The organism is Mycobacteroides salmoniphilum (assembly GCF_004924335.1).
GTDB lineage: Bacteria > Actinomycetota > Actinomycetes > Mycobacteriales > Mycobacteriaceae > Mycobacterium > Mycobacterium salmoniphilum.
The window spans coordinates 3,603,983-3,616,405 of record NZ_CP024633.1; the positions used below are offsets into that span (position 1 = coordinate 3,603,983).

11 protein-coding genes are annotated in these 12,423 nt (G+C 64.7%); 4 read left to right on the plus strand and 7 right to left on the minus strand.

What is annotated here, in order from left to right; translation table 11 throughout:
* Nucleotides 1–17 precede the first annotated feature (17 nt).
* Nucleotides 18–893 (plus strand): DUF4190 domain-containing protein, encoded by an 876-nt coding sequence (locus DSM43276_RS17890; RefSeq protein WP_136629117.1) that lies wholly within the window; start codon nt 18–20, stop codon nt 891–893.
* Between the two features lie 20 nt (nt 894–913).
* Here DSM43276_RS17890 and map read toward each other — a convergent pair whose 3' ends face one another.
* The 5 genes from map to DSM43276_RS17915 form a co-directional block, all read right to left on the minus strand.
* Nucleotides 914–1,708, minus strand: a complete 795-nt coding sequence (gene map / locus DSM43276_RS17895) for a type I methionyl aminopeptidase (protein ID WP_078327740.1) — start codon at nt 1,706–1,708, stop codon at nt 914–916.
* Nucleotides 1,709–1,722: 14 nt separating this feature from the next.
* The gene (locus tag DSM43276_RS17900) at nt 1,723–2,268 is read right to left on the minus strand and encodes an adenylate kinase (protein ID WP_078327741.1); all 546 of its coding nucleotides are present in this window, start codon (nt 2,266–2,268) and stop codon (nt 1,723–1,725) included.
* Complete coding sequence (gene secY, locus DSM43276_RS17905; protein WP_078323515.1) at nt 2,265–3,593, minus strand: preprotein translocase subunit SecY; 1,329 nt, start codon at nt 3,591–3,593, stop codon at nt 2,265–2,267. The genes DSM43276_RS17900 and secY overlap by 4 nt, the downstream gene beginning before the upstream one ends.
* Nucleotides 3,594–3,722: 129 nt before the next feature.
* The gene (locus tag DSM43276_RS17910) at nt 3,723–4,988 is read right to left on the minus strand and encodes an HAD family hydrolase (RefSeq protein ID WP_078327742.1); all 1,266 of its coding nucleotides are present in this window, start codon (nt 4,986–4,988) and stop codon (nt 3,723–3,725) included.
* A complete protein-coding gene (locus DSM43276_RS17915) occupies nt 4,985–5,851 on the minus strand; it encodes a hypothetical protein (protein WP_078327771.1) in 867 nt (288 codons plus the stop codon). Before DSM43276_RS17915 ends, DSM43276_RS17910 begins: the two co-directional genes overlap by 4 nt.
* Nucleotides 5,852–6,015: 164 nt before the next feature.
* On the opposite strand from DSM43276_RS17915, the gene DSM43276_RS17920 reads away from it, so the two are divergent.
* Nucleotides 6,016–6,933 carry a class I SAM-dependent methyltransferase gene (locus tag DSM43276_RS17920; RefSeq protein ID WP_078327743.1) on the plus strand — a complete coding sequence of 306 codons (918 nt, stop codon included), beginning with the start codon at nt 6,016–6,018 and terminating at the stop codon, nt 6,931–6,933.
* On the opposite strand, the gene DSM43276_RS17925 is transcribed toward DSM43276_RS17920, so the two are convergent.
* Nucleotides 6,930–8,069: an AI-2E family transporter gene (locus DSM43276_RS17925; protein ID WP_078327772.1), complete on the minus strand. Its 1,140-nt coding sequence runs from the start codon at nt 8,067–8,069 to the stop codon at nt 6,930–6,932. The genes DSM43276_RS17920 and DSM43276_RS17925 overlap by 4 nt on opposite strands.
* Before the next feature lie 84 nt (nt 8,070–8,153).
* Nucleotides 8,154–9,905, minus strand: a complete 1,752-nt coding sequence (sppA, locus tag DSM43276_RS17930) for a signal peptide peptidase SppA (RefSeq protein WP_078327744.1) — start codon at nt 9,903–9,905, stop codon at nt 8,154–8,156.
* A gap of 105 nt (nt 9,906–10,010) precedes the next feature.
* Here sppA and DSM43276_RS17935 point away from each other — a divergent pair, with 105 nt between their 5' ends.
* Nucleotides 10,011–11,597, plus strand: a complete 1,587-nt coding sequence (locus tag DSM43276_RS17935) for a sensor domain-containing protein (protein WP_078327745.1) — start codon at nt 10,011–10,013, stop codon at nt 11,595–11,597.
* A 7-nt stretch (nt 11,598–11,604) separates the two neighbouring features.
* Nucleotides 11,605–12,408: a hypothetical protein gene (locus DSM43276_RS17940; RefSeq protein WP_078327746.1), complete on the plus strand. Its 804-nt coding sequence runs from the start codon at nt 11,605–11,607 to the stop codon at nt 12,406–12,408.
* The last annotated feature ends 15 nt before the right edge of the window (nt 12,409–12,423 follow it).

Sequence of the window (12,423 nt, forward strand, 5' to 3'; positions counted from 1 at the left end):
TTTGCTAAAGTCCCTACATGACGCAACCGCCTGCCGGGCCGCCGCCCTCGGATCCCGGGCCGCCGGAGTACCCGCCGTACCCGACGCCGACTGGCCCCGGATACCCACCGGTCGGGCCGCCGCCAGCGGGCGGATATCCACCCGTTACCCCGGCCGGGCCCGCGGGCGCCGAGCCGTATCCGCCGTACCCCCAGGCTGACCCGGCGGGATACCCACCACCCCCTCCGGGCTACCCCGTTGCGCCATACGGTTATCCCGCGCCGGGCTCCTATCCGCCCGTCGAAAGTGCGCGAAGCACCAACGGATTCGCCATTACGGCGCTGATCTTCGGCATCGTCCCCTGCCTGGGCGGCATCCTGGGCATCATCTTCGGCTTCCTGGGCCTGAACCAGATCAAACGAACCGGTCAGAGCGGCCGCGGAATGGCCATCGCGGGCATCGTGCTCGGCTCCCTGTGGGTCGTCGCATCGATTGTCGTCATCGCGGTGGGCGTCAGTAACCAGCCCAAACGCGACGAATCCGGCCACGTCACCCAGTCCGGCGATATGGACGTCACCAAGTTGCGCGTGGGTGACTGCGTCGCCGATCTCGGCGACAAGGACTACTACACGACCACCAAGGCCATCCCGTGCGCACAGCCGCATAAGGCAGAGGTCTACGCACTGCTACCGCTGTACGGATCTTCGGTGCCCGCGCAGTCCGAGCTGGACGCAAAGGGCAATGAGGGCTGCAGCACCGCACTGGAAAGCTACTCTCCCGGCGCATTCGAGGATGACGGGGTCGAGATCACCTACCTGTACCCCACCAAACGTTCCTGGACGCAGGGTGATCGTGCGATCGCCTGCGTGGCCGTCTTCGCCACCGACCGCACCCAATCCATCAAGGGACACTAGGTAGCCGATCGAGGCTGGGCCTACGGGCGCGGTGTCAGGATGCGGGGGCCGTCCTCGGTGACGGCCACCGTGTGCTCCCAATGCGCGGCCCGGGATCCGTCGGTTGTCACCACGGTCCAATCGTCGGCCAGCACCCGGGTCTGCGTCGTACCCAGCGTGAGCATCGGCTCGATGGCGAGCACCGACCCCACCCCGAGAAGCGGACCCTTGCCGGGGGCCCCCTCGTTGGGCAGGAACGGGTCCAGGTGCATCGAGCGGCCGATGCCGTGGCCGCCATAGCCGTCCACGATTCCGAATGCCCGGTCGAACTGCTTCTCCGCCGCCCGGGTGCCCAGCTCGATCGCGTGGGACACATCGGTGAGCCGGTTCCCCGGGATCATGGCCGCGATACCGGCCTCCATCGACAACCGAGTGGCTTCCGACAGCGCCTCGTCGACGGGAATGACTGTCCCGACAGCGAAGGTCCACGCGGAATCCCCGTGCCACCCGTCCAGGATCGCACCGCAGTCTATGGACACCAGGTCGCCCTCAGCCAAGATCGCTGTCGCCGAAGGTATTCCATGAACCACTTGGTCATTGACCGAGGAGCAGATGGACGCCGGGAAACCGTGGTAGCCCAGGAACGAGGGCACCGCGCCGGCATCCCGGATTACGGCCTCGGCGACCTGATCCAATTCCAGCGTCGAGACACCGACCCTCGCGGCATCACGCACGGCGACCAATGCGGCGCCCACGATGGCGCCCGCAGCAGCCATCGCATCGAGCTCTCCGGTGGTGCGCTGCTCCACCGTCTTCTTGCGGCCGAACAGCCCCACTGCTACCTCGCCTACTACCGGCCCAGAGCCTGCGATGTCCGCGCGAACACTTCGTCCACCGTGCCGACGGCATCGATGGTCTGCAGCACGCTCTGGTAGTACTCCAGCAGCGGTGCGGTCTCGTCGCGGTACACGTTGAGCCGATTGCGAATGATGTCCTCGGTGTCGTCGGCGCGGCCACGGCCCAGCAGTCGCTGCACGAGCTCTTCTAACGGCACCCGGAATTCCAGCACGGCGTCGATCTTGACTCCGCGAGCCTCTTCCATCGCGGCCAGCGCATCCGCCTGGTCCACGGTGCGCGGGAAACCGTCGAGAATGAAACCGTCCGCGGCGTCCGCCTCGTCGAGGCGCGCCTCGACCATCTTGTTGGTGACCTCGCTGGGCACCAGATCGCCGGCGTCCAGGTACTGCTTGGCCTGAATTCCCAGCTCGGTGCCCTCACTGATGTTCGACCGGAACAGGTCACCCGTGGAGATCTGCGGAATGCCGAACTTTTCCGAAATCAGTTGTGCCTGCGTACCTTTGCCTGCCCCTGGCGGGCCGAGTAACACCACTCTCACTTCAGGAACCCTTCGTAGTTACGCTGCATCAACTGGCTTTCGATCTGCTTCACAGTATCGAGGCCGACGCCGATCATGATCAGCACCGCAGTTCCGCCGAATGGCAGGTTCTGCGTACCGCCGGAGTTCCCGATCTGCAGGAACAGGTTCGGCAAGATCGCGATGATACCCAGGTAGATCGAGCCTGGCCACGTGATGCGGTTGAGCACGTAACGCAGGTAGTCGGCGGTGGCCCGTCCGGGACGGATACCGGGGATGAAGCCACCGAACTTGTTCATCTCGTCGGCGCGCTCATCGGGGTTGAAGGTGATCGACACGTAGAAGAACGTGAAGAACACGATGAGCGTGAAGTAGATCGCGACGTACCAGTAGTTGCTGGGGTCGGTCAGGTACGTGCTGACGAATCGATCCCACCAGCCGGTCTTGTCCTTCCCGCCACTGCGCACGAGCTGCGTGATGAGACCAGGGATGTACAACAGCGAGGAGGCGAAAATGACCGGGATAACACCGGCCTGGTTGACCTTCAGCGGCAAGTAGGTGGAGGTGCCGCCGTACATGCGCCGTCCCACCATGCGTTTGGCGTACTGGACGGGGATGCGGCGCTGGCCCTGTTCGACGAACACGACACCGATCACGATGAGAAGCGCAGCCACACATACCGCGGCAAAGGTGACACCGCCACGGCTGTCGAGGATGGTCTTGCCCTCGGCGGGGATCCGGGCCGCGATACCGGCGAAGATCAGCAGCGACATGCCGTTACCGACTCCGCGTTCGGTGACCATCTCACCGAGCCACATCACCAAGGTGGATCCGGCGGTCATGACCAGAACCATCACGGTCAGCGAGAAAATCGACTGGTCCGAGACAATCTCGTCCTTGCGGTCACAGCCCTGCAGCAGGTTTCCGCTGGCACCGAGCGCGACGATCGAGGTGGACTGCAGCAGTGCCAGCGCGACCGACAGGTAGCGGGTGTACTGCGTCATCTTGGCCTGGCCCGACTGGCCTTCCTTGCGCAGCTGCTCGAACCGGGGAATGACCACGGTGAGCAGCTGAACGATGATGCTGGCGGTGATGTACGGCATGACGCCGACCGCGAAAACCGACAGCTGCAGCAGCGCGCCACCCGAGAACAGGTTGATCAGCGAGTAGAGCTGCGCCGAATCTCCACTGCTGACCTGCTCAACGCAGTACTTCACGTTGGCGTAGTTCACCCCGGGAGACGGCAGCGTCGCACCAAGCCGATAAATGAACACGATCCCGATCGTGAAGAGGATCTTCCGCCTCAGGTCAGCTGTCCTGAGAGCAGAGACAAAAGCGGAAAGCACACATCCTCCTGCGCATCCTGCAGCTCGCCATGTGATCTGCTAGATGAATCAGCTGGTGATCCCAGCGTTGGGTAACCGTTTCGGCGGCCATCAGGGCACGCCTGGGCCGGACACGAGACTAACAGTTCGCTACGAACCGGTGGAGAAGACGGTGTCCTTCTGGTCGGGGACGACGGTGCCGTCGGAACGGAGCAGCGGCCCTGCGCTGCCGTCCGGGTTGGTCCGGCCGTCGGTTGCGCACAGGTACGGGTCCAGATGCTGCGGATACGGGTCGATAAACATCGGGTTGATCAACCATTTGCTGTCGGCGTTGTCGTAGGCCCGGCACATGAGCTCGGTCTTGTTCCGATTGATGACGAGGTGAGCGGCGGTGGCGTCGTCGACAAAGGTGACGTCGGTGGTCGAGTCCCCGGCGGCGAGAATCTGCCGTTTGTTGACGTCGTAGGGCTCGAAGGCGGCGGGTCCCTGCACGCCGAACACCACCTGGTTGGCCCAGCAGCGTTTGCCGTCGACATAGGTGATGACAGTGTCGGCACCGTCAGGTTGTCCGCCGCAGCCCTTGACGTGCGGGGTCTGCCTTCCGTTGGCGTCGTAGACGCTGCGCACGCCGATCACCTGGTGTGTCGGAATCCCGATTTCCGGCGACCACACCTTGGCGACCACCTCCGAGGACGCCGAAATCACCCAGGTGCTGACACCGTGGGCCTGCAGGGTGGCAATGAGGTCCTTGATCTGCGGGTACACCCGCAGGTACCCCGGGACGGTGGTGGTGCCGATCGTCTGAGTGGCTCCGATCGGCGCGTCCAGGTTCTCGCGCTTGGCCGCCAGCGCGAATTGAGCGACCTCGTCGGCGGTGTACCCGGCGGTCAGTGCGACCGTCCATACGTAGGCGCCATTGCTCCAGCGCTGGTTGTATCCGGTGAAGGCTTCTTGTTCGTCATGGGTCTTGCCTTCGCGGACGGCCAGGATCTCGTCGGCGCAGGCCGCGTTGGTCGAGGTGGCCAGCGGCTGCCCAGCGGGGGTTGCGGTGCCACACGCCGCACGCAGCGCGGTGGCCGCCACCTCGGTGATGTGCCGGCTAGTGGCGTGCCAGTCGCCGGGCTGGCGGATCTTGTTGTGCCGCAGCATCCACGCGAGGGTGGCATCGGAGATGTCGTTCTTGACCTCGGTGTTGTCCCAGTCGAAAAGCGCGACTGCCTTGGTGGAACGTTTCCAGGTGCCGGTGCACGTGCTGTTGGTGTCGATCGCGGCCTGCAGCCGCTCCCTGACATCGCCGTACCAGGGCAACGCGGGATCCAGCTGGCGGCATCCGGGTGCGGCCTGCGCGACGGGAGCGCTCGCGTTCCAGGCCGCGACGGACAAAACGGCAACAGCAATCCACGTCATCGCCTTCACCGGCCGAAATTACCACCGCGCGTCCGTGATTCGGGGCCAGTCACCGAGCGTTCATCGGCATTTCCTGTTTGTTGAGCCCGGATCTGCGCGGCCCGCAGCCAAATGTGTTCTCGCAGTTGCGAGATATCGGCGGGATGCGGCGCGGACAAGATATCGGCTCGCGCGTGTTTCGCGATGGCGACCTCGCGGCGGTAGTTCAGGAATATCTGAATCTCGCCTTCGCGATCAGCCAGGTATTCGTAGTCCGTATCCCACGGCGCGACGATGCGCATCAGTTCGGCGTAGGTAGCCCATTGCCGCAGGGTCTGCGGGCCGCCCGCCAAAACCAGTACCCCGCCGATCCGTTCAGCGGTCTCCCACCCGGCTGGTTCGGGTGTGTACGGATATCGCCGTTGGCCATCGGGCATGTCCCGCCATTCACGGTGTTCGGCGGCTCGGGTATCCAGGCCATGGGTGCGCCAGCGCACGGTTCCGTCGGGTTTGGTCGGCGGCTGCCCCCGCAATGCCTTCGCCGCCTGCCGGGTGAGCACCGTCAGATGCGATGGCAGCAGCACGATCGGGTCCGCCGGCTCCGCGTCGAACGGATTCGGTGCGAGGTGCGCACGGTCGATGAGCACGAACGTGCCGGGATGCCGCTGGTATGCCAGACCCCACAGCAGCCGTGCCAGCGTTCGGGCGCCGGCCTCATCGGAGATCACGTGCCAGGTCTCGTGAAACCGGTTGGTGGAGAATCGCACATCGGCATCGGCGCGCAGCGTGATGACCGTGTACGACCGTCCGTCGAGCATCACGGAATGCCGATGCAGCTTCATCACGCTGTCTCCGGTGGCGGCCGTACGCGGCCGCACTTCTGTTTCGGCCACGTTCACCTCCTGATATCTCGGCCACCCTCAGCGCCCGAACAGCAAACACCTCGGTCCGGGTTGCGCGCAACTGAATTTGCGCAGGCCACGGGCCCGGGGGTGCGCAATCTCAGACCGCGGCGCACTATGGTCGGGGCACCCCGACAACCTCTCAAGGAGCCTCGATGACTCGGACCGATGACGACAGCTGGGACTTGGCCTCAAGCGTCGGAGCGACGGCGACGATGGTGGCCGCGCAGCGTGCCTTGGCCAGCCATGTGCCCAATGCCTTGATCAACGATCCCTACGCGGAGCCCCTGGTGCGTGCGGTCGGCATCGAGTACTTCACCAAACTGGCCTCGGGCGATTTCGACCCCGAGCAGATGGCAGGTCTGGTGCAGTTGGGCTTCACCGCCGACGGCATGGCCAATGGGATGGCAAGCCGCACCTGGTACTACGACACCGCCTTCGAGGCCGCCACTGCTGCGGGGGTACGCCAGGTCGTCATCCTCGCGTCGGGACTCGACACCCGGGCCTACCGCCTGAATTGGCCGGCCGGCACCACTGTGTACGAGCTCGACCAGCCGGATGTGATCGCGTTCAAGACCGACACCCTGGCCGGGCTGGGAGCCTCGCCGAGCGCCGACCGGCGGACCGTGGCGATCGACTTACGCGATGACTGGCCAACCGCCTTGAAAGCGGCCGGTTTCGACCCTGGACAACCGACGGTGTGGTCCGCCGAGGGACTGCTGATCTATCTGCCCGCGGAGGCACAGGATCGGTTGTTCGCATCGGTCACCGAGCTCAGCGCACCGGGCAGTCGCCTCGTATGTGAGCAGGTTCCCGGCCTGGAGACTGCCGACTTTTCCAAGGTGCGCGAACTCACCCGTCAATTCGCTGGGGACACACTGGATTTGGACATGGAGTCGCTCGTCTACGCCGAAGAGCGCCAAATGGCCGCGGACTGGCTGTCCGAACACGGCTGGTCAGTGGTCACCGAAGAAAACGACGCACTCTACGCACGGCTCAATCTTGAGCCACCGAACCCATTGCTGCGCACGATATTCCCCAACATCGTGTACGTCGACGCGACGCTGGGTTAGCTCGCCACGCGCGAACGTCCCCATTTCCACCAGGGCGGCCTCGGCACCTGGGGCTCGTCGGTATCGGAGTCCCCAAACGGAACCCCTTTATAGACAGCGAGATACATATCGATCGTGGTCACGATGACGATCATCAACACCGGACCCAGCACGATTCCCCAGAATCCGAAGGCCGCGATCCCCGAGAAGACCGCCAGGAGCATCAACGCAGGGTCCAGGCGTGCGCCGCGCGGTACGAGGAAGGGGCGCAGCACATTGTCGATATTGGACACCACCAGGAGGTGCCATCCGATGACAAACAGTCCACCGACGGGGTGGCCGAAGAGGATCATGCCGATGCCGAACGGAATCGTCACGATGCCGCCCCCCAGCGGGATGATCGACAACGCGGTCAGCACTATCGCAAAGAAGAAGAAACCCTGCTGGAAGCCTGCGACGTAGATCGACGCGGCGCCCGCGACACCCTGCGCCATCGCAATCACGAACTGCCCCTTGACCGTTCCACGCACCATTGCACCAATCTTGTCGAGATACAGATCGGTGATCTCCTCCCCCAGCGGATTGAGCTGTCGCAGCAGGGTGAGCACCTTGTCCTGTTTGACCAGGAGTGAGACAAACACGTACAGGAAGATGATGCACGCCGCGACCGCCGCGGCAACACTGCCGACGGCACTCTGTAGCACCTGCAGAAGCCCCTGCCCAACGTTCTCTGCCAACGACGCGATCGACTGCCGCAAGGTGTCCGGCGTCAACTGGACATGCACGAATGGGATCCGGGCCAAGACGTCGTTGACCACCGCGAACGCCCGCTGGCCGAGTGTGGTCATATCGGTGTCCCCCACCCAGGTCGAGACACTGTCGACCATGCGGGTGATCTGAACCGTCGCAACGTAAACCAGCGCACCGACCGGAACCACCACCGATCCCAGCGCGCACAGCAACGTCAGCGTCGCGGCCATACCCGATCCGAATCGCCGTCCCAGACGCCGATACAGCGGCGTGAACAGATACGCGGCCACCGCCGCGACGACGATCAGGATGAAGTAGCCGCGCAGAAAATAGATGCCGACGGCGATGCCCACACCGGTGAGGACGGCGAGCACACGTTTCTGAAATACGGTCAGTTCGGTGTTCACGCCACGCCCTTCCGCCGGCAGCTGCACCCCATACGTTAGTCGGTGTCAGCCCCGGTCCCGGCGAAACATGCTGGTGCCGAGCGACTAGAAGCGGTAGTCGCCCATCATCATGGTCTGCGCGCTGCCGATCGACCGCTGGGCGCGCTGCACCGTCTCCATGGCCAGCTGCGCCACCCGCCCCAGCACCGCATCGGTCACGGCCGCGGCGGCGGGCTGCGACGACGCGCGCTGCCGCAGCATCGAGCTGAGCGGTGAGCTCGGGAAGCTCGCGATCCGAACGTCGTCGTCGGCATCGATGTCCGCGAGCTCCTTCGCTTTGGCCACCGCGTCACGGAATCCGCCGAGCTCATCGACGAGGCCGTGCTCCAGCGCATCCCTGCCCGACCAGATCCTGCCCTGCGCAACCGCTTTCACGGCATCGACGGTGAGGTTTCGCCCGTCGGCGACCCGCTGCACGAAATCGTTGTAATGCATGTCTATCTCGGCCTCGACGAGATCGACCTGCTCGTCGGTGAAGGGCTCATTACTCGACCACGCATCGGCGTTTGCGTTGGTGCGCAGCGTCGCCGACGCGACACCGAGCTTCTCCTTGAGTCCCCGAGTGATGAACTTTCCGGTGATCACCCCGATGGACCCGGTGATGGTTCCCGGATTGGCGATGATCGCGTCCGCACCCATAGCGACGTAGTAGCCACCCGACCCCGCGACAGCACCCATGGACGCCACCACTGGCTTACCCGCCTCACGCGCCCGGATCACTTCTCGCCAAATGGTTTCCGAACCATTGACCGAGCCGCCGGGACTGTCTACGCGCAACACGATGGCGGCCACCGAATCGTCAGCGACGGCATCGCGCAGTGCCTCGGCGATCACGTCGCCTCCGCTGGCCGGCCCCGGCGGAAAGAGCCGGGGCCCGCTGCGGCCGCTCACGATCGGTCCGGCCAGGGTGACCACGCCGATGGTCCGTCGCGACGGACGGCCGGGCAGGGCAGGCAGGCCCGGCACCTGTGGCCGGGTGGCCCGGGCGTAGCGCGCCAGATACAGCAGCGGGGGCTCCTTACCGGCCTGTACGCCGGTCACTTCGGCGATGCGGGCATACGCCTCGTCGCGATATCCGATGCGATCCACCAATCCGGCGTCCACCGCATCGGTGCGCCGCAGTGGCGCCCGGTCTGTCAAGGCGTCCACATCCGCCGGTTCGAGCTTGCGCGATGCGGCCACGCCGTCGCGAACCTGTTCGGACAGGCTCTCCAGCAGTCGCCCATCGGCTTCCCGCTGGGCCTCGGTATAGCCGTCCTCCGTGAAAAGGTTTGCCGCCGACTTATATTGACCTCGAGCGAGGAACTGCGCCTCCACCCCGGCCTTGTCGAGAGCACCGCGCAGGAAGGTCCCGTTGGCCGCGAATCCGATGAGTCCCACTGTGCCGGAGGGCTGCATCCACACCTCACCGAAGGCCGATGCCAGGTAGTACGCGAGGGTGCCCGGGTAGGTCTCGGCCCACGCCACGCTCGGCTTGACGGCGCTGAACGCCTCGATGGCGGCCCGCAGCTCTTGGACGGCTCCGGCGGCGGCAGGCGGGATCTGCACACGGGCGATGAGACCGGCCACCCGCGGATCGTCAATCGCCCGGTGGATGGCTGCGATGGTGTGCCGCAGTGACAGCGGCCTACTCGCCCCGGAGAACACGAGACCCAGCGGATCGAAGCTGACGGTTTCCGGCGGGACGTCCAGCAGGTCGAGCTCCAGGATGCTGTCCCGCGGCACACCTCGGTGACGCGCGGTGTCGACCTTGGTCAGCAGATCGTGGACGTCCGTGGGCGTGGTGAAAGCGAACATGCCTTGAGCGTACCGACGAATGCGGCAATGCTCCCGGCCACAAATCCGTGCTGCCGTTCTGCTCGGCGCGTAGGGTCGAATCCATTCGCTGGCGGAGGGGCAACGATGACACGTGCGCGGAAGACGACGGCCAAAAAGGTATTGGCCCAGGTCGCTGCGCTACTCGCGGTGACCGTGGCACCTGGGGTATCCGGGTGTATCGATACATCCGGGTCACGCGACCTCACACCGTCGCCATCGACGTCACCGACAGCGGCAGCACCCACCCGCAGCTACCCCGGTTTGTTTCCCGAATACCGCGGTAAATTCCATCCCAACCACACCGATCTGGGTGGGCGGAGCAACGCTGAGCTCGCCAGCCTGCTGCCGGTAGAGGCCGACTTCCCCGCGCAGGGAGCGACCCGACCGCCCGATATCGCCGCCGACGACGGTTCCGGGCTGGGCGTGCACGGCCAAACTGACGGTGAAACTCGTCCGCCCGAATGTCTGTACACGCCCTTCGGGAAGTCCTTTTCCAGGACACCCGACGGCTCGGACTGGAACTTGTACTACGTGGCCTCGACATTCCACGAGGCGGACCCGGACGGTAACCACATCATCGTCACGGTGAATCGTGAACGCGACAACGCCGACGTCTTCGCGTTGACCAGCACCTGGATCAAGAAATGTGGCCAGTACGACAAGGCGTTTCCGACATTCGCCCAGCCGGAGGTGCGTAACCGGCACGTCACCGACACCTTCGCACCCGGTCCGACTGTCGACGGCGTGCAAACCTACGTGTACACCAGTGCGAGCACCGACCTGGATGACACATCTGCCAGTAAACAGCCGTCGGGAGTACGTGGACAGCGCATTCTGCTCGCCAGGGTGCGCTCGGTCGTGGTCGAGGTGGAAGGAACCGACCAGGTGGACGCCGGCCTGCTGGATCAGCTGATGGCCACCACCATCGCCAACGCCAAGCACGCCCCGCCACCCCCCGACCAGAACGCCGGGCGATTGGCCGCACTTCCCACCTGCGACACCGCCCCGACCCAGCCCGGAAATCCGCAAGCGGATCCGGCGCTCGACTGCACGATCCGTACCTCGGACGGCAGCGGTGTCATCTTCGAAGTACTGGGCACCCCCGCCGGGACCGTCCGCGTGTTCAATGGCAATGGCACACAGTCGCAGTCCATTCGCGTACCTCACCCGATCTTCCAGCAGCGCCTTCCCTTTCTGCAGGATTTGGATCAGGACAAGCGTGAAGAGCTGTTGGTGGTCACGGCGACCGGAGACCCTGCCGGGGACCTCATGGACGTGTGGCGCTCACGGCCGAACTCCGATCAATTCGACATGACCGGAACGATTTTCGGGGTCCCAAGATTCTGGATGACCTCCGATCGATTCATCGGAATCTTCTCGCGCAACGGCGCCGACGCCGGGGTGGCAGCGCTGTTCCGGTTCGTCGACAATAAGTTGGCGGTGCTGGCACTGCTGGATACTGAAAGACGTATCGACAACAAGCCTCTCGATCCGAAGTGGCGCCTCAACGCCAATGTCAAATGCGCGCTGAACACCTCCGATGATCCGCCGGGAGCACTTGGGGCACGGACGGACGCGTTGCGTGCCGCCGGTGTCGACCCGGCCACGGCCGAAGAGCATTTCTGTCTGCAGCCCTGGGTAGCGACGTTGTACCGGCAGGGCGCACGGTGAGGCCCGCATGACAAAGTGGCGTGCCATTGCACTTTTCGTCACGGGGATGACTCTGGCGGCATGCGGTCACGGCGGTATTCATCGCGCCGGAACGCCGACGACCTCGGCGCCCAGCCGCCTCGACGGGCTGCCGCTGTGCTCGTCGATCAAGCCGCAAGCGATCGAACCGGATCCAGACCCGGCCCTGGACTGCGTGTTGCGGTCCAAGGATTCGGCGAAGCTGACGTTCGAGGTGCTGGGCACACCCCCCGTCACCATCAAGGTGTACGAGCCCAATGGGACTGAGCGGCAGACCTTTACCGTTCCCGTCAACAAACCCGAACGAACGCCGCCGCTTCTCGCCGACTTGGATCGTGACGGCCGCGATGAGCTGGTAGTGGTGAACACCGTCGGCTCCGACGGCGATGTTCTGGATGCGTGGCGGGTCAACAAGGACTCGGGGAAGTTCTCTTCGGCGGGACAGGTAGTCGGCTATCCGGATTTTCGGACTACCGAGGAACACTTCACCGCGTTCTACGCCAGTACCGGCGCCGGATCGGGACGGGTTTCCCTCTACCGATTCGTCAACGACAAGGTAGTGGGGCTCGGTTCCCTCTTCGTGCAGGCGGCAGACTGGCCGGATCCCCCGGATCCCGCCCGCACCTGGTACACCAACGGAAACACGTTGTGCTCCTTCAACTACGACGACGTTCCCCCGGGGCAAGCCGAGAAGACAAACCAGGCCTTGACGGAAGCGGGCGTGGACCCACCCTCCGCACAGGACCGATTCTGCAAGCAGGCCTGGGTCGCCGATATCTACCGGAAGCGCTAGCCGGACGTACCGTGG

Coding starts and splice junctions, on each gene's coding strand:
- DSM43276_RS17890 (WP_136629117.1), top strand. CDS start 18: ATGACGCAACCGCCTGCCGGGCCGCCGCCCTCGGATCCCGGGCCGCCG.
- DSM43276_RS17920 (WP_078327743.1), top strand. CDS start 6,016: ATGACTCGGACCGATGACGACAGCTGGGACTTGGCCTCAAGCGTCGGA.
- sppA (WP_078327744.1), bottom strand. CDS start 9,905: ATGTTCGCTTTCACCACGCCCACGGACGTCCACGATCTGCTGACCAAG.
- DSM43276_RS17935 (WP_078327745.1), top strand. CDS start 10,011: ATGACACGTGCGCGGAAGACGACGGCCAAAAAGGTATTGGCCCAGGTC.
- DSM43276_RS17940 (WP_078327746.1), top strand. CDS start 11,605: ATGACAAAGTGGCGTGCCATTGCACTTTTCGTCACGGGGATGACTCTG.